Annotated in this window: 14 protein-coding genes; 9 read left to right on the top strand and 5 right to left on the bottom strand. The window is 60.9% G+C overall.

The window, feature by feature from the left end; genetic code table 11:
* Positions 1-146: 146 nt before the first annotated feature.
* The 6 genes from Q0J85_RS12520 to Q0J85_RS12495 all read left to right on the top strand — a co-directional run bounded on the left by Q0J85_RS12520 (position 147) and on the right by Q0J85_RS12495 (position 6,673).
* Positions 147-1,421: a sn-glycerol-1-phosphate dehydrogenase gene (locus Q0J85_RS12520; RefSeq protein ID WP_294482164.1), complete on the top strand. Its 1,275-nt coding sequence runs from the start codon at positions 147-149 to the stop codon at positions 1,419-1,421.
* Positions 1,422-1,490: 69 nt separating this feature from the next.
* The gene (locus tag Q0J85_RS12515) at positions 1,491-3,266 is read left to right on the top strand and encodes a hypothetical protein (protein ID WP_294482159.1); all 1,776 of its coding nucleotides are present in this window, start codon (positions 1,491-1,493) and stop codon (positions 3,264-3,266) included.
* 133 nt (positions 3,267-3,399) lie between these two features.
* On the top strand, positions 3,400-3,693 hold the full coding sequence (locus Q0J85_RS12510) for a hypothetical protein (protein ID WP_294482156.1): 294 nt from the start codon (positions 3,400-3,402) through the stop codon (positions 3,691-3,693).
* Between the two features lie 18 nt (positions 3,694-3,711).
* The gene (locus Q0J85_RS12505) at positions 3,712-4,083 is read left to right on the top strand and encodes a DUF2752 domain-containing protein (RefSeq protein WP_294482151.1); all 372 of its coding nucleotides are present in this window, start codon (positions 3,712-3,714) and stop codon (positions 4,081-4,083) included.
* A gap of 62 nt (positions 4,084-4,145) precedes the next feature.
* Positions 4,146-6,296 (top strand): glutamine synthetase III, encoded by a 2,151-nt coding sequence (locus Q0J85_RS12500; protein ID WP_294482149.1) that lies wholly within the window; start codon positions 4,146-4,148, stop codon positions 6,294-6,296.
* 32 nt (positions 6,297-6,328) lie between these two features.
* Entirely contained in the window at positions 6,329-6,673 is a 345-nt protein-coding gene (locus Q0J85_RS12495) for a hypothetical protein (protein WP_294482147.1), read from the top strand.
* Positions 6,674-6,747: 74 nt separating this feature from the next.
* Here Q0J85_RS12495 and Q0J85_RS12490 read toward each other — a convergent pair whose 3' ends face one another.
* Complete coding sequence (locus tag Q0J85_RS12490; protein ID WP_294482143.1) at positions 6,748-7,752, bottom strand: aspartate-semialdehyde dehydrogenase; 1,005 nt, start codon at positions 7,750-7,752, stop codon at positions 6,748-6,750.
* Positions 7,753-7,871: 119 nt separating this feature from the next.
* Between Q0J85_RS12490 and Q0J85_RS12485 the strand changes: the two genes are divergently transcribed.
* Both Q0J85_RS12485 and Q0J85_RS12480 read left to right on the top strand, forming a co-directional pair.
* Positions 7,872-9,788, top strand: a complete 1,917-nt coding sequence (locus tag Q0J85_RS12485) for a helix-hairpin-helix domain-containing protein (RefSeq protein WP_294482139.1) — start codon at positions 7,872-7,874, stop codon at positions 9,786-9,788.
* A gap of 2 nt (positions 9,789-9,790) precedes the next feature.
* Positions 9,791-11,140, top strand: coding sequence for a Na+/H+ antiporter NhaC family protein (locus Q0J85_RS12480; protein WP_294482135.1), 1,350 nt, complete (start codon positions 9,791-9,793; stop codon positions 11,138-11,140).
* Here the strand turns inward: Q0J85_RS12480 and Q0J85_RS12475 are convergent.
* Genes Q0J85_RS12475 through pyrR form a run of 4 tightly spaced genes read right to left on the bottom strand, consistent with a single transcriptional unit; the run spans position 11,112 to position 15,026 of the window.
* Positions 11,112-12,260 carry a M20 family metallopeptidase gene (locus tag Q0J85_RS12475; protein ID WP_294482133.1) on the bottom strand — a complete coding sequence of 383 codons (1,149 nt, stop codon included), beginning with the start codon at positions 12,258-12,260 and terminating at the stop codon, positions 11,112-11,114. The two genes, Q0J85_RS12480 and Q0J85_RS12475, sit on opposite strands and share 29 nt — an antisense overlap.
* Positions 12,257-13,534: a dihydroorotase gene (locus Q0J85_RS12470; protein ID WP_294482129.1), complete on the bottom strand. Its 1,278-nt coding sequence runs from the start codon at positions 13,532-13,534 to the stop codon at positions 12,257-12,259. Before Q0J85_RS12470 ends, Q0J85_RS12475 begins: the two co-directional genes overlap by 4 nt.
* Entirely contained in the window at positions 13,531-14,457 is a 927-nt protein-coding gene (locus tag Q0J85_RS12465) for an aspartate carbamoyltransferase catalytic subunit (RefSeq protein ID WP_294482125.1), read from the bottom strand. The genes Q0J85_RS12470 and Q0J85_RS12465 overlap by 4 nt, the downstream gene beginning before the upstream one ends.
* A 14-nt stretch (positions 14,458-14,471) precedes the next feature.
* Positions 14,472-15,026, bottom strand: a complete 555-nt coding sequence (gene pyrR / locus Q0J85_RS12460; RefSeq protein WP_294482121.1) for a bifunctional pyr operon transcriptional regulator/uracil phosphoribosyltransferase PyrR — start codon at positions 15,024-15,026, stop codon at positions 14,472-14,474.
* Positions 15,027-15,250: 224 nt separating this feature from the next.
* On the opposite strand from pyrR, the gene Q0J85_RS12455 reads away from it, so the two are divergent.
* Positions 15,251-16,294 (top strand): GntR family transcriptional regulator, encoded by a 1,044-nt coding sequence (locus Q0J85_RS12455; RefSeq protein ID WP_294482118.1) that lies wholly within the window; start codon positions 15,251-15,253, stop codon positions 16,292-16,294.
* Positions 16,295-16,386: the final 92 nt, after the last annotated feature.

Here is a 16,386-nt window from a genome sequence, read left to right as displayed (position 1 = left end):
GGTCTCCTTTCTTTCGCAACTTTCCGCAGGACAAATCTTCCGGAAGATTTCGGCGGCAAAAAAAACATGAACGCGCTTGTTTTCTTTAAAGTTTCGTGATATAATATCAGAAACGAAACAAGCGATCCGCATGGAGGTTGTGAAAAATGAATCTGATTCCGATTCCGCCGGGACTTGAGACGGAGAGTTTTGTACTGGAAGCCGGGGCAATGCGCCATACGCCCGAAATTCTGCGCAAACACTGGGGAGCCGCACCGAACGTGTGGCTCGTTGCAGATGAGAACACCTGGCGCGCCGCCGGGGAGAAACTCGACGCGATTCTGAGAGCCGCGGGGATCACCTGCTGTGAACCGTACCTCTTCCCGGGAACTCCGACGCTGCATGCGACGACCGGGCACGTCGACGAACTGCTCGCGGCGTTTCCGGAAGGGTGTGTTCCGGTCGCAGTCGGCGGCGGGACGGTCAACGATCTTGTGAAACGGGCGTCGGGCGTCAAGGGAGTCCGCTACTGCTGCGTGCCGACGGCGCCCTCGGTTGACGGCTACACCTCCTACGGCGCGGCGCTGAATGTGGACGGGCTCAAGAAGACGCTGCCGTGCCCCGCGCCGCTCGCGATCGTCGCGGACACGGAGACGCTCGCGAATGCGCCGGGTGAGATGTTCGCGGCCGGATACGCCGATTTGATGGCGAAGATTCCGGCGGGGGCGGACTGGATCCTCGCGGACCGGCTCGGTCTGCACCCGATCCGGCAGGACGTGTGGGAGCTCGTTCAGGTGCCGCTGCGCGACAACCTCTCGGATCCGACCGACGTCACGCGCGTCTTCATGGGACTTGCGGCGACCGGGTACGCGATGCAGCTCTGCCGCGATTCGCGCCCGGCTTCCGGTGCGGAACACCTGATGAGCCACGTCTGGGAGATGGAGGATCTCTGCTTCAACGGGGAATCGGTGTCGCACGGCTTCAAGGTTTCGCTCGGGACGGTCGTTACGACGGCGCTCTTTGAAAAGCTCTTCTCGCTGAGCGTCGACGAGGCGCGCCGTTTCGCCGAACCGGGACTCTGCCGCACGGCACGCGAAGCCGAGGTCGATGCGCTGCTGATGCGCGGCTGCTACGGGACGGAAGCGAAAGAGATCGCCATGAGCAAGTTTCTTGAGGGCGACGCGCTGCGCGAACGGCGCGAACAGCTTTACGACTCGTGGGAGTTCCTGCGCGAAGCAACACAGCGGCAGCTCTTTCCGCTCGCGGAACTCCGGAAGAAACTCGAGGCGGCGCACTGTCCGGTTCTCCCGGCGCAGATCGGCCTCCCGGCGGGGCAGTTCCTCCACGGCGTCGTGGCAGCGCAGCTGATTCGCACGCGCTACACGATCCTCGACGCGGTCTACGAACTCGGTTTGATGAAAGTTCTGCTCCAGTTTCTCTGATCCGGTGAATACGCCCTTGTAACCACCGCGGGGGCGTGCTATAGTAAATCCGGAACAGGAGGCGGGGTCATGCGAAACTCAAGAGGTTTGACGGCGGCGGCGTTCGCGGTGATGGCGGCGGGAGCGCTGGTATTGTTATCCGGTTGCATCAGCAGTGAGCGGGCATGGCGGAACTCCCCCGCGGGGAGCGGAGAGATCCGGGTGCGGTTCGACAATCAGACCGTCAACGTCTGGCCGCTCTACTATCACAACGACGACTTCACTTCGGTGCTCTGGCCGCTGTTCGACCTGGACAGCCGCGGCTTCGCGGTCCGCCCGTTCTACTGCCAGGAGGGGAACGAGGCATCGCTCCTCTGGCCGCTCTCGGGGTGGGATCCCGACGGCGGCTGGGCGCTGAACTGTGTCTGGGGGGATGATTTTTTCGCCGCGATTCCTCTTTTCATCTGGAGCGATGAAATCCGCCAGTTCGGACCGGTATGGAGAACCATCACCGACAAAACGGTGATCTTTCCTATCGCCTACTGGGAAGACTCTTTCCGGAGCTGGTCTTTCTGTCCGGCCTGGAAAATACGCGATGACTGGGGCGTATTTCCGGTCGTATGGGTCATGGACGATTATCGGGTCATCGGGCCGGTATGGTGGCGCTCTTCCGACCGGCCGTACTGGGGTGTTTTCCCGATCGTATGGAGGATGGACGATCTCCACATCATCGGGCCGGCATGGTGGAGCGGGAACGGGGACGAAATAGGAGTATTCCCGCTGGCAGGACGCTACGGAAACAACTTCTGCCACATCGGGCCGGTGTGGTGGCAGAACGGAAACCACGGCGCTTTCCCGCTTTACGGCTGGGAAAAACGAAAAACCGGATTCGATTTCACCATCGGCTATCCGCTGTTTCGGATCGAACAGTCGGACGATGAAAGCGAGGGGCACGTGCTCTGGCCGGTCGTCGGCTGGGATATCCGGCGTGACGGCTCATACCGGAGCTGGCGGATCTGGCCGCTGGTGAGTTACAACAACAACGTCTTCCAATGGTTCTCTCCGGTTCTTCAAATCAATACTCACTCCTTTGCCGGGGATTTGTCGGAATCTTTCCCGAACAGGCCCTACACGCCATTCGGCCGCAGCTTCTCACTCGACGAAGAGAGCCCCTCGAGAATACTGGAATCCACCAAAAGCTGGTTCGGTACGATCCTTGCATTCCACGAATCCGGCACTGCGCGCGTCTGGAAGTCGGCCGATTCCCGGCTGGAACTTGAGAAACTGGCAAATGCGCTGTGGCACCTCGACCGGGCATTCCAACGCCGGAGCTGGATCGAAAAGGATACTCACCCGGAGGAGTGGAAACAAGCGGAAACAAATATCGCCGAAAGAAAACAAAAAGTCGCCGAACAGCTCGCCCGGCTCGATCCCGCGCTGCCGGTTCCTGAAAATCCGGAGGAACTCGAAACTTTAACCCGCACGATCCTCGAACGCTGCTGCAGCGAAGTCGATTACTTTGAACACCGCACGCTCGGCGGCCTCACCTCGTGGTACGAGCGGTTTGGCGACGATTACTGGGGGCTGTTCGGGCTCGGGACCGTATTCATGCGCAAATACCGGGACAAAAGCGATTTCCGCATCCTCGGCTACCTCTACCGCGAAAAGCATGACGGAGATTCGAGCGAAACGCTCTACCCGCTCTTCGTCAATGTGAAAGAGGCGCCGGGCCGTTACCGCTGGAGCTTCCTCTACCGCGTCTTCAGCTATGAGAACGACAACGGCAGGAAATCCGGCCACATCTTCTTCATCCCGTGGGGCGATGAAGAAGAGAGACCGGAAACAACGGCGGCAGAGGGGAAGTGATCCTGAGCCCGATTTTTCCATAAAATGTCTGACCGCCGCTTGCATGCGATGAAAACAGAGGATATATTTTCGTCAGGACGCCGGAAGTGACCGGTGCAAAAAAAGATAACCTGAAAAAGAGAGAGGTCGTCGAATGGGTGTTGCAGCATTGATTCTGGGAATTGTTGGTATCATCGTCGCCGTGATCCCGATGTGCGGGATAGTCGCATTCATTCCGTGCCTGGTCGGCCTCGGTCTCGGAATCGCCGATATTGTGGTCAAAGGCAAGAAAGGACAGCCGAAAGGACTCGGAATCGCCGGGACCATCCTGAACGCTCTGGCCATCCTTTTCGTTCTCCTCTGGACGCTCTTCTTCGCTGCCGCGGCCAGCGATCCGGAATTCGCCGAAGCCTTTGAAATGGAGCAGGTCGAAATCACGACGGAATAACCTCGCATTCTCTGCGGCATGAAGAAATACCGGATTCTGAACTGGACGGTTTTCGGACTGCTCTGTTACATCGCCGCATTGCCCGTCATCGCGCGGGTGATGCGGTTTCTACTTCCCGGCCTCTGGCGCTGCAGTTACCGGAGCATGACCGGCCGTCCGTGTCCGTTCTGCGGCACGACCCGCGACCTCGCGCACCTCTGGCGCGGGGAATCCGATTTCCTCAATCCGGTCACGCCGTATCTGGCGGCATTCGTCCTCGCGGAATTCGCATGGCGGATCGTGCTGCTTCTGCGCCGGAAATCGTCGCCGCATCTCCCGTGGTGGGATCTTGCGATCCACATTGCACTCCTCGCGCTGCTTCTCGGGAGCTATCTTGCCTGCTGGGATTGATTTTCCCTGAAACGGTGGTATATTTCCTGCTGAACATCATGCAAAAACGGGAGTTATCTCATATGAGCGATAAAGCCAGACGGCAGGCGATTCAGAACGTGGCAGCCTCCGCATCCATGTGCGTTACCGACAAGATCGCACCGCGGAGCGCGGCCGAACTGTTCGGGGAAGATGTCTTCAACCTCGCCTCGATGAAAGAATTCCTGCCTCCGCAGGCGTATGAAAAACTGGTCGACACCGTCCGCAACCGCGCGCCCCTCGACCCCGATATCGCCGGGGACGTCGCCGGCGCCATGAAAACCTGGGCGCTCGGCAAGGGCGCGAGCCATTACACCCACTGGTTTCAGCCGCTGACCGGCGGCACCGCCGAAAAGCATGACGCATTCCTCGAGCCGGACGGTTCCGGCGGCGTCATCATGAAATTCTCCGCGAAAAACCTCGTCGTCGGCGAATCCGACGCTTCGAGCTTCCCCTCCGGCGGCCTGCGCTCGACGTTCGAGGCGCGCGGCTACACAGCGTGGGATCCGACCAGCCCGGCCTTTCTCCGCCGCACCCCGGCGGGTGCGACGCTCTGCATCCCGACCGCATTCTGCAGTTACACCGGCGAGGCGCTCGACAAGAAAACTCCGCTCCTGCGCTCGATCCGCGCACTCTCCGACCAGATCCGCCGCATGCTCGATCTCTTCGGGGTGAAAGACGCGGGTTCTCCCGAGATCACGCTCGGCGTTGAGCAGGAGTATTTCCTCATCGACCGCAACTTCTATCTCGCGCGTCCCGATCTCATCCAGACCGGACGCACACTCTTCGGCGCGCCGCCGCCGAAACACCAGCAGCTTGACGACCACTATTACGGCACGATCAAGGCGCGGATTCTCGCGTTCATGACCGAGGTCGACCAGACGCTCTGGCGGCTCGGGATTCCCGCAAAAACGCGCCACAACGAGGTCGCCCCGGCCCAGTTCGAGATCGCCTCGGTCTTCGAGGAACTGAACCTCGCGAACGATCACAACATGCTGACCATGGATGTGCTGCGCCAGACCGCAGACCGCCACGGTTTCGTCTGCCTCATGCACGAGAAACCGTTCAACGGCGTGAACGGCTCCGGCAAGCACAACAACTGGTCATTCGGGACGACGAAGATGAACTTTCTCTCGCCCGGCAGGAGCCCCGAGGGCGGCGCGATCTTCCTGACCGCGATCTGTGCGGTCATCCAGGCGGTCGACCGCCACGGCGAACTATTGCGCATGTCCACGGCCTCGAGCGGCAACAGCTACCGGCTTGGCGCGAACGAGGCACCGCCGTCGATCATCTCGATCTATCTCGGCGACGAACTGACCCGGCTCATCGAGGAGCTCGAGTCCGGAACCCCCGGCAAGGTCCGCCGCGGCGAACCGGCCATGCAGCTCTTCGTCGACACGCTCCCGCCGCTGCCGCAGGATGCGACCGATCGCAACCGCACGAGCCCGTTCGCCTACACCGGCAACAAGTTTGAATTCCGTGCGCCGGGGTCGAGCCAGTCGTGCGCGGGACCGAACGTGATCCTCAACACGATCGTGGCGGAATCGCTCGACGACATCCTGACCGAACTAGAGAAGGCGCCGAAAGCCGAATTCAAGGCAGCGCTCCAGAGCCTGCTGCGCCGCATCGTCCGCAAACACCGCCGCATCATCTTCAACGGAGACAATTACAGCCGGGAGTGGGTCGCCGAGGCGGAAAAACGCGGACTGCCGATTCTGCGCACCGTCCCGGAAGCGCTGTCCGTGCTGGTCAACGAGAAAAACGTCGCGATGTTCGAGCGCTACGGCGTCTTCACGCGCGCAGAGCTGCTCTCGCGCCACGAGGTCTACTTCGAGGAGTACTGCGCGCGAACCCGCATCGAGGGAGAACTCTCGCTCACGATGGCCCGGACACTGATCCATCCCGCCGCGGGCGAGTATCTGCGCCGGATCGGCAGGAACATCCAGGTGCTGCAGCAGACCGGCGTCGAGGCGGGACTCCCTGAACAGTTCGCCGAAGCCGAGCAGATCGGCAAACTCATGGCCGCCCTCGTCCATTGCGAGGCGAAACTCGAGAAAGCACTGCCGACCGGCGAACCAGAGGAGATCCGCGAGGCGCAGCTCGAACTGCGCCGCATCGTCGACCGGCTCGAAAAACTCATCGACGACGAACTCTGGCCGCTGCCGAAATACCGCGAGATGCTCTTCATCTACTGACGCGGGCACGGGTTCCGGAGAGAGGGGACGCCATGAGCATTTTCATCCAGTTCTTCAAGGCGACTGCGATCCTGTCGGATGTGCTGCACATCGCGGTCTGGGGAGTGTGGATCGCACTCTGCGCGAGCGGACTGCTGAAGATTCACGAGATCGACCCGGACTTTTCCGGATGGCGGGCGGCGATCTTCTACGGAACGCCGTTCGTCATGATCGCAGTTCTCGTCGGCGACGCGCTGCGGCTCTGGTTCGCGGACGAAAAACACCGGATGCTCTGGCTCTCGATGGTGATCCGCACCATCTCGGTCCTCATGCTGATCGTCGTCGCGGGCGCGCTTCTCGGCCCGCGGCTCTACCAGATCTACTACGGCGAATTCTGAATTGTATTCACACAAAAACGCGGCCGGAAGAACATTCTCCCGGCCGCGTTCCTTTTTCCGTCGGCGAAACCGCTTCAGAGCAGTTCGGCGATCTGAACCGCGTTCAGCGCCGCACCCTTGAGCACCTGGTCGCCCGAAACGAAGATATCCAGTCCCCGCTTGTCGTGCCGCGAAATGTCCTGACGGATACGGCCGCAGAGCACGTCGTATTTCTCGGTCGCGTCCAGCGGCATCGGGTAACGCTTGTTCGCGGGATCGTCCACGAGCTGCACACCCGGCGCGGCCGCGATGATCGCACGCGCCTCTTCCGGCGTGATCTCGTTCTCGAACTCGAGGTTCAGCGCCTCGGAGTGCGCGCGCAGCACCGGAATCCGGACGCAGGTGCAGGAGACCAGCAGTTCCGGCAGATGCAGCATCTTGCGCGACTCGTTCAGCATCTTGAGTTCCTCTTTCGTGTAGCCGTTCTCCTGGAACACGTCGATGTGCGGAATCAGATTGAACGCGATCTGGTACGCGAACGCTTTCGGCTGCGCGGGCTTGCCGTCAAGCACATCGCGGGTCTGCTCGATGAGCTCGTGCATTCCTTTCGCGCCCGCGCCGCTCGCGGCCTGATAGGTCGCCGCTACAATGCGGCGCAGCCCTTTGGCCCGGTGCAGCGGAGCGACCGCGACCAGCATGATCGCCGTCGTGCAGTTCGGATTCGCAATCACGCCCTTGTGCAGTTTGATGTCCTCGGCGTTGACCTCAGGGACGACCAGCGGAACATCGTCATCCATGCGGAACGCACTCGAGTTGTCGATCATGACCGCGCCGGCATCGACCACGAACGGACGATATTCGCGGGAGATATCGCCACCCGCGCTGAAGAGCGCGATGTCCACGCCCTTGAACGAGTCGTGCTTCATCTCCTCGATGACCACATCCTCGCCCTTGAACTTCATCGTCTTTCCGGCGGAACGGGCCGACGCCAGAAGTTTGAGACTCTTCACCGGGAAATTCCGCTTCTCGAGCGTCTTGACCATCTCGACGCCGACCGCACCGGTCGCACCGGCGACCGCAACGTGATAACCATTCGCCATTTTCAAACCTTCACCGTAATAATTGACACAGATATCTTATTACTATACAACACTCTTGAAAATTTGCAATCCCGTGAGTATATTTGATAAGCATTATTTCACGAAAAAAAGGCGATTTCATGGATACAAAGAATTTTATCGCCGAGCGCCTGACGCTGCCGGAACTGGTCGAACTCATCGAGTACCACAACCGGCGCTACTGGGAACTCGGCGAACCGGAGATCCCGGACACCCGTTACGACGAGCTGATGCGGGCACTCGCGAAACTCGATCCGGACCATCCGCTGCTGACCCGCGTCTACGCCCCCGCAGTCGCGGGCAGCGGCAAGGTTCACCACACCGTTCCGATGCTCTCGCTCGACAAAGCCTATTCGCTCGAGGAGGTCATGAGGTGGGCGAACAAGTATGCGCGCACCCCCGACGAACTGCTGCTGGTCGAGCCGAAGTACGACGGCATCTCCGCCGGATACGACGGCCGCGTCCTCTCGACCCGCGGCGACGGTGAATACGGCGAGAACATCACCGCGAAACTCCCGCTCGTCGAGCTCGAAACGACCGGCTACAAAGGGCCGCTCGACCGCCCCGTGCGCGGCGAACTCGTCATCCGTGACGACGATTTCCGGACACTTTACAGCCACATCCGCAAAAAGGGCGGCGGCACCTACAAGAACTCCCGCAACGCCGTCGCCGGCATCATGGGGCTCAAGGAGATCGCCGAAATGGTCGCGCAGGGCGCGAAGATCACACTCGTCGATTACAACATGATCTCCTGCCGGGTCAAGCTCTCCGAACTCGAGGCGAAGTGGCAGGAACTGCTCGCGAAACTTGAGGCGCTCCCCTACCCGCAGGACGGCGTCGTGCTGAAACTCGCCGATCGCGACTACGAAGCGTCGCTCGGCAACACCGCCCACCATCCGCGCGGCCAGATCGCGTTCAAATTCACGAACATCCGCCGTACGACGAAACTGCTCGGCGTGGAGTGGAGTTTCGGCAAGAACTGCCTGACCCCTGTGGCATTGCTCGAACCGGTCGAGATCTCCGGGACGACGATCAAACGCGCCACGCTCCACAACGTCCAGAACATCCTCGAACTCGGCATCGAAATCGGCGACACGGTCACGGTCGAACGCGCGGGCGACGTGATTCCGTACATCGTCGCAAGCGAACCCGGCGAAGAACGCAGAAGCGCTCTCATCGACCACTGCCCCTGCTGCCACACGAAACTTGTCCGGCGCGGCCCCGAACTCTGCTGCCCGAATCCGGAGTGTTTCGAGACCGCGCTGCAGCGGCTTGCGGCAGCCGTCCGCAGCCTCGGCATCGAGCGGCTCGGAGAACCGACACTGCGCAAACTCATGGAGAACTCCGGCGTGAAACATCCCGCCGACCTCTTCGAGCTCAAACCGATGGACATTCTCAAACTCGACGGATTCGCGGCAAAGTCCGCCTCGAATCTCATTGAGGAGATCCAGAAAGCTCGTGTGGTCAACGACTACCAGCTGCTCGCCTCACTGAACATCCCGAACATCGGGGTGAACGTCGCCAAAGTGATTTTCGCCCACACCGATTTCGCGGGACTGCGCAAAATGAACGCGGATGAACTCGGAGCCATCCCCGGAATCGGACCCGAACGCGCGGCGGCGCTCGTGCGGGAGCTCGCCGAACAGTCCGATTATCTCGACGAACTGCTCGCGGCGGTGAAACTCGTCCACGGCTCCGCCTCCTCCGGGGAGCGCCCGACGGTCTGCTTCACCGGCAAGATGCCCGAAAAGCGCAGCTACTACGAAAAACTCGCCGAAGCGCACGGCTACGCCCCCGCCGACGACGTGACCAGTCACCTTTCCGTACTCGTCGCGGCGGATGTGAACGATACGAGCAGCAAACTCAAGAAAGCCGCGAAACTCGGAATCCGGGTCGTCCCGCTCGACGAGTTTCTGAATGAGCTCAATCAGGCGGCCGCACCTGTGACTCCACCTGGGGCGCCCGCGGCGCCCGCAGCGCGCGAACTGCCCGACGGCCAACTGGAACTGGGGTTGTGAACATGACGGACATCACGGATTTCTCCTACACCCGTTCCCCGCGTGCCCGGGCGCTGATTCCGTTCGGGGTGTTTCTCATTTTCTACCTCGGGCTCTCGATCTGGTCGAACGACTTCTACAAGGTGCCGATGCCGGTCGCGTTCCTCGTCGCTTCGGCGACGGCGCTCCTGCTGAACCGGAAAGCGACACTCAAAAGCAAGATCGAACTCTTCGCGCACGGCATGGGTGACGTCGACATCATGACGATGTGCCTCATCTTCATCCTCGCGGGGGCATTCGCTTCGACCGCAAAAGCGATGGGCGCGGTCGACGCGACGGTGGAACTCGCGCTCGCGGTGATTCCGCCGAATCTGCTGCTGACCGGACTCTTCGTGGTCGCCTGTTTCATCTCGCTCGCGATCGGGACTTCGGTCGGGACCATCGCCGCACTCGGGTCGATCGCGGTCGGACTCTCGCAGTCGCTGAACGTCCCTGCGGGTTTCTGCCTCGGCGCGGTGGTCGGCGGCGCGATGTTCGGGGACAATTTGTCGATGATCTCCGACACGACCATCGCCGCGACCCGGACGCAGGGGGTCGAAATGCACCGGAAATTTCAGGAGAATCTCAAAATCGCCATCCCCGCCGCGGTGCTCTCCATTCTGCTCTACCTCTGCATCAGCCCGGCGGTGCGGCCGGAAGCGCTCCCCGGCGACGCCTCGTGGGAACGGTTCGCCGCGATGCTGCCCTACATCAGCGTGCTCGTACTCGCGCTCTGCGGCATGAACGTCATGGCCGTGCTGATCTTCGGAACCGCGTTCGCCGGCGTCATCGGCATGGCGACCGGCCACTCCGACTTCTGGGGATTTCTCGGGGCGGTCGGGGCCGGAACCCTCTCGATGTCCGAAACGCTGGTCGTCGCCCTGCTGGCCGGAGGGCTGCTCAAAGTCATCCGCTACAACGGCGGAATCGCCTACATCCTCCAGACCATCGAACGGCATATCCGCGGGCGGCGCGGCGGCGAACTCGGGACGTTCCTGCTCGTCAGCGTCGTGAACTGCTTCACGGCCAACAACACGGTCGCGATCGTCATCACCGGGCCGATCGCGCGCGACATCTCGCAGCGCTACGGCATCCCCCCCGCCCGCACTGCGAGCATCCTCGACAGCGCGAGCTGCATCATTCAGGGGATGCTCCCCTACGGGGCACAGATTCTGACCGCGATCGGGGCGGCTTCCGCAGTGGGGTTGACCGTTTCTCCGCTCGAGGTCATCCGGTTTCTCGGCTACCCCTACCTGCTCGGAATCTGTCTGTTGATCTCGATCGTGCTCGACCGCCGGCCCGCCGTCAGGCCAGAGCCGCCAGCGCAAAGTTGACCAGATAACGGATGCCGGCCGAAAGCGCCGCATCCGGGAAGTCGAATTTCGAGTTGTGCAGCGCCGGACACTCCTCCCCGGTCCCGACTTTCGCATAGACGCAAGGGTAACGCCTGCAATACCAGGCGAAATCCTCCGCGCCGAGCGAGGACTCGGGCAGTTCCGTGTACGCCATTCCCGCCTCGCGGATCACGCGGCGCGCAAGTTCGGCCGGACCGGGGGCATTCAGCGTAACCGGATAGGCGAGACGATATTCGATTTCGGCTTTCACTCCGCGCAGCTTCGCAACGGCTTCGACCGTTTCGCGGAAGCCGCGTTCGAGAATCTCGTCGCTCTCGGGGGAGAGAGAACGGGCGGTGCCCTCGATGACAGCCGTATCCGGAATCACGTTCGCGAGCTCCCCGCCCGCAATGCGGCAGATCGTCAGCACCGCCGGGCGCTGGGCACTCACCAGCCGGGAGGTCATGCCCTCGAGTTCCGAGACGATCGCAGCCGCCGCCGTCACCGGATTCCGCGCGAGGTGCGGACGGCTGCTGTGGCCGCCCTGCCCCGTGAGCGTCACCTTGAAGTGTGCACAGGAGCCCATCATCGCCCCGTCCCGCAGTGCGAGCATGCCGACCGGAAGCCCCGGCATGCCGTGAAGCGCGGTCACGAAATCGGCCGTCGGATTTTCCAGCGCCCCGGCCGCGACAAGGTCGCGCCCCATCGCGGCATTCTCCTCGCCGGGCTGAAAGACGAACCGCACGCTCCCGGCAAACTCGTCGCGGCGCGACGCGAGAATCTCCGCCGCGCCCATCACCATCGCGGTGTGGCCGTCATGGCCGCAGGCGTGCATCCGTCCCGCGTGTTCCGACGCATAGGCGACACCCGTCGCCTCGGAAAGCGCGAGAGCGTCGATGTCGGCGCGAAGCGTGACGTTCTTCCCGGCGCCGCGTCCGCCGTGCAGAAGCGCGACCGCGTCAGTTCCGAGAAACGGATCAAGCAGCTCCACGCCGAGCCCGGAAAGCCGCGCCCGAATCAGTGCGGAAGTCTCGAACTCCTTTCCGGCGAGCTCCGGAATCCGGTGCAGCGCGTGGCGGAATTCGATGATTCCCGGCAGGATTTCCTCGACGGTTTTCATGCTTCGCGGTAGACCACTTTTCCGCCGACCAGCGTCGCGCAGACCTTGCAGACGACCTCGCGTCCGTTGAACGGCGTGTTGCGGGAGTTCGATTTGAATTTGTCCGCGTCGATCACATACTTCCGGGCGGGATCGAAGATCACGATGTCGGCGGGACGCCCCTCCGCGAGGCTGTAATTCTCGATGCCGAGCACCTCCGCCGGTCCGGTCGTCAGGAGTTTCACGAACGCCGCGAGATTGATGACGCCTTTCGCCACGAGTTCCGTGTAGCAGAGGCTCAGCGCGGTCTCAAGCCCGATGATCCCGAACGGCGCATAGTCGAATTCCACAAGTTTCGCCGTGCGCGTGTGCGGCGCGTGGTCGGTCGCGATCACCGTGATCGTTCCGTCGGCGATCCCCTCGATGAGCGCGAGCCGGTCCTCTTCCGAACGCAGCGGCGGATTCATCTTGTAGTTCGTGTCGTAACTCTTGATGCACTCGTCGGTCAGCGTGATGTGGTGCGGCGTCGCTTCGCCGGTGACCGGAATCCCTTTCGCCCGCGCGTTGCGCAGAAGTTCGACGCTCTCCTTGACGCTCACATGCTGCATGTGGATCTTCCAGCCGATCTGGCGCGCGAGAATGATGTTCCGCGCGACCATCAGCTCCTCGGCCGCACCGGAGATGCCGTTCATTCCGAGCAGCACCGACCATTTGCCCTCGTGCATGACGCCGCCCGCCGCGAGGGTCTGCTCCTCGCAGTGGTCGAGGATCGGCAGATTGAACGACTTCGCGTATTCGACGACGTGCCGCATGAGCGAGTGATCCTGAATGCAGCGCCCGTCATCGCTCAGCGCGACCACACCGGCGGCCTTGAGCGAGCCGATTCCGGCCATCTCCTTTCCCTCGTAATTCTTCGTCATGCAGCCGCACGGCAGAACGCGGACGACCCCTTTCTGGGCGGCGGTCTGGCGCAGAAACTCGATCGCACCAGCGTTGTCGGCCGGAGGATTCGTGTTGGGCATCGCGACGATGCTCGTGAATCCGCCCGCGGCGGCTGCGGCCGTTCCGGATGCGATCGTCTCGGCCATGTTGTTGCCGGGCTGCCGCAGATGGACGTGCAGGTCGATGAACCCCGGGGAAAGAATTTTCCCGCTCAGGTCAACGACCTCCGGATTCGCGATTTCACCCGGATCGACGATACAGCCCCCGGCGACGCCGATATCCATGACCGCATCGACTCCACGCGCCGGGTCGATGACCCGCGCCCCTTTGAAAATGTAACTTGCGTCACTCATTTCTTCACACACCCCGCTACCAGGAAGAGCACCGCCATGCGGACTGCCAATCCATTCGTTACCTGTTCGAGAATCACCGAATTCGGCCCGTCTGCGACTTCGCTGGTGAGCTCCACATCGCGGTTGATCGGGCCGGGATGCATGATGAGCGCATCCGGTTTCATAAGCTTCATCGTCTCACGGTTGATGCCGAAGAAGCGTGCATATTCGGAGGTGCTCGGGAAGAATCCCGACGCCTGCCGTTCATGCTGAATCCGCAGCAGATTCACGACGTCCGCGTCGCGGACCGCCTCCTTGAGATTGTGGCACACCTTCACGCCGACCGACTCGAATTCGCGGGGGACGAGCGTCGACGGCCCCGCGAGCGTGACGTTCGCACCGAGTTTCAGGAGTCCCCACATGTTGCTGCGCGCGACGCGGCTGTGCAGGATGTCGCCGAGAATCGTGACGTTCAATCCGGCGATGCGGCCGCGCTTTTCGCGGATCGTGAAGATGTCGAGCAGCGCCTGGGTCGGATGGCTGTGGGCGCCGTCGCCCGCATTCACGACGCCGCACTTGAGATGGCGCGCGATGAAATCCTGCGCTCCGGGCGTGCTGTGGCGCATGACCACGAGGTCGACCTGAAGCGCCTCGATGTTGCGCACGGTGTCGAGCAGCGTCTCGCCCTTGCGGAGACTGCTGACCTGCGCCTGCATGTTCACGATGTCGGCGGAGAGCCGCTGTTCGGCGAGCTCGAACGAGACCCGCGTACGGGTGCTCGGTTCGACGAAGAAGTTCACCACGGTCTTGCCGCGCAGCGCCGGAACCTTCTTCACTTTCCGTTCCGACACCTTCTTGAACTCCCCGGCGGTATCGAGGAGAAACGTGATCTCCTCGGCGCTCAGATCATAGAGACTGAGCAGATCTTTTCTGGTCCATTCCATAAGGCGACTCATTGTTAATATTTCTTCCACTCCACTTCAAAAATGCCGTTTTCGCCGGGATCGTCCGCATCGAACTGCACCGCGACCTTATGGTCGGAGGGCGGATTGCACCCGAACCCGACGAAATCGGCGCGGATCGGGAATTCGGGATTTCCGCGATCGACGAGCACCGCGAGGCGGATCACGCCGGGGCGCCCGTAATCGGTCAGCGCGTCGAGCGCGGCGCGGATTGTCCGTCCGGTCGAAAGCACGTCGTCGACGAGGATGATGCGTGTATCGTTCACATCGAACGGGATGACGGTTTCGCGGATCAGGGGCAAAGCGCTGCGTTTGCCGAAGTCGTCGCGATAGAGGGAGATGTCGAGTTTCGCCATCGGCGGGCGTCGCCCGTTCAGGCGTTCGAGTGCGTCGCAGAGCCGTTCGGCCAGCGGCACGCCCTGCTGGTAGAGGCCGACCAGCGCGTAATCGTCGCAGCCGGCGTTGCGGCAGTCCTCCCGGATGGCGCCCGCCATCCGTTCGACCGCCCCGGAGATCTCCTCCGGCGAGTAGAGTCGTTTTCTGAGCGTCATGAATCACTCCGGGTAAAATAACGTATGTTGATAAAATATAATCCCGTTTCCCCCGTTTCACAATCGGCTGCGTTGAAAAATCGCCGTTTTTCTGAAACCAGCCCTGGAAAAAAAGTAAAAATATTTTATCCCGCTATTGACTTTCACGATATTTTACATCATAATATAAACTGTAAACAGTTTTTAGTTTATGCACAATTGCAGAGATTCCAGAGATTGCAGAAATGGGCGGAATAAAGACATTATTGGCGAAGCAGGCCCTGGTGCGGTATATTCGCGAGGGGAATCTGAAAGCAGGAACACAGCTTCCCTCGCAGGAGGAGCTGCGACAACGGTTTGGATTTGGGACGGCGACAATTGCCGCGGCGCTCCATGAACTGCACAACGACAAAGTGATTGAAGTGCGCGATAAAATCGGCGCATTCGTATTGAATCCGGCAACAGACGGCCATGCCGGCCGCATCATCGGTCTGGCGAGCAATGCGCTTGCGGTCAGCGTTTTTCGCAGTTGTTTGTCGAATCTGCTGCAGATCCGCCTGGCAGATCGTGGTTGGCAGATGCTTTCGTTTTTCTGCATGGAACCGGTTTTGAACGGCCAACTTGAACATTCTGCATTTGCCGGTCTGCATCGGACAGTGGAACAAAAGGGAATTGAGGCGCTGATCACTCTTGGCGATCTGTCGCCGGAATCTCTCAACTATTTTGCCGCGAAAAAGTTGCCGGTTGTCTTCGTCGGCAGCCTCGAAACCAACACAGCGCGAGTGATAATCGATATGACCGCATTTCTTAATGCAGGTCTCAACAAACTGGCTGATGCGGGAATTCGCCGTCCAGCGATCCTGATTTCAGAAGCACTCCGGGAACAGCTCACACCACATTTTAAAAACGCGCTCCGCCGTTTTCCCGACGCTGGTCAGGCAGAAAAACTGATATTTTCCGGAAATTTCGTCCCGGAAGGGGCGGAAGTGGCCCGACGGCTGATTGCACTGCCGGAGGCTCAACGACCGGACGGAGTGGTTGCTTTCGATGATACTCTGGCAAGCAGCTTTACCGCAGAGCTCTTCCGGGCCCGGCATTCCGGGTATCACCCCAGAATGGCGATTCTGCGCAATCTGCAGAACCCGATGGATTTTGCGACCGATGACCCTTTCTGTTTCGCAGTTGATCTCAATGAGCTTGCCGGTTTGACCGTCGAATTACTGGGAGATCTATTCAATGGAAGCGAAGTCCAGGCAAAGTATCTTGTACCACAATACATTCAACCATAGAAGGAGATTCATATGAAAAAAAATCACAGCCATCCCATAGGAAAAGAAAAAGTTGAAAGATGATGGTTCTGGATGCAACTTATATTTCAGCA

It is taken from the genome of uncultured Victivallis sp., assembly GCA_944389935.1.
Classification (GTDB): Bacteria; Verrucomicrobiota; Lentisphaeria; order Victivallales; family Victivallaceae; genus Victivallis.
The sequence above is the reverse complement of the archived record's forward strand: the minus strand, read 5'-3'. Positions and strand labels throughout refer to the sequence as shown.

Excerpts from the sequence above, each read along its gene's own strand:
- Q0J85_RS12520 (WP_294482164.1), top strand. The coding sequence starts at position 147 with ATGAATCTGATTCCGATTCCGCCGGGACTTGAGACGGAGAGTTTTGTA.
- Q0J85_RS12515 (WP_294482159.1), top strand. The coding sequence starts at position 1,491 with ATGCGAAACTCAAGAGGTTTGACGGCGGCGGCGTTCGCGGTGATGGCG.
- Q0J85_RS12510 (WP_294482156.1), top strand. The coding sequence starts at position 3,400 with ATGGGTGTTGCAGCATTGATTCTGGGAATTGTTGGTATCATCGTCGCC.
- Q0J85_RS12505 (WP_294482151.1), top strand. The coding sequence starts at position 3,712 with ATGAAGAAATACCGGATTCTGAACTGGACGGTTTTCGGACTGCTCTGT.
- Q0J85_RS12500 (WP_294482149.1), top strand. The coding sequence starts at position 4,146 with ATGAGCGATAAAGCCAGACGGCAGGCGATTCAGAACGTGGCAGCCTCC.
- Q0J85_RS12495 (WP_294482147.1), top strand. The coding sequence starts at position 6,329 with ATGAGCATTTTCATCCAGTTCTTCAAGGCGACTGCGATCCTGTCGGAT.
- Q0J85_RS12490 (WP_294482143.1), bottom strand. The coding sequence starts at position 7,752 with ATGGCGAATGGTTATCACGTTGCGGTCGCCGGTGCGACCGGTGCGGTC.
- Q0J85_RS12485 (WP_294482139.1), top strand. The coding sequence starts at position 7,872 with ATGGATACAAAGAATTTTATCGCCGAGCGCCTGACGCTGCCGGAACTG.
- Q0J85_RS12480 (WP_294482135.1), top strand. The coding sequence starts at position 9,791 with ATGACGGACATCACGGATTTCTCCTACACCCGTTCCCCGCGTGCCCGG.
- Q0J85_RS12475 (WP_294482133.1), bottom strand. The coding sequence starts at position 12,260 with ATGAAAACCGTCGAGGAAATCCTGCCGGGAATCATCGAATTCCGCCAC.
- Q0J85_RS12470 (WP_294482129.1), bottom strand. The coding sequence starts at position 13,534 with ATGAGTGACGCAAGTTACATTTTCAAAGGGGCGCGGGTCATCGACCCG.
- Q0J85_RS12465 (WP_294482125.1), bottom strand. The coding sequence starts at position 14,457 with ATGGAATGGACCAGAAAAGATCTGCTCAGTCTCTATGATCTGAGCGCC.
- pyrR (WP_294482121.1), bottom strand. The coding sequence starts at position 15,026 with ATGACGCTCAGAAAACGACTCTACTCGCCGGAGGAGATCTCCGGGGCG.
- Q0J85_RS12455 (WP_294482118.1), top strand. The coding sequence starts at position 15,251 with ATGGGCGGAATAAAGACATTATTGGCGAAGCAGGCCCTGGTGCGGTAT.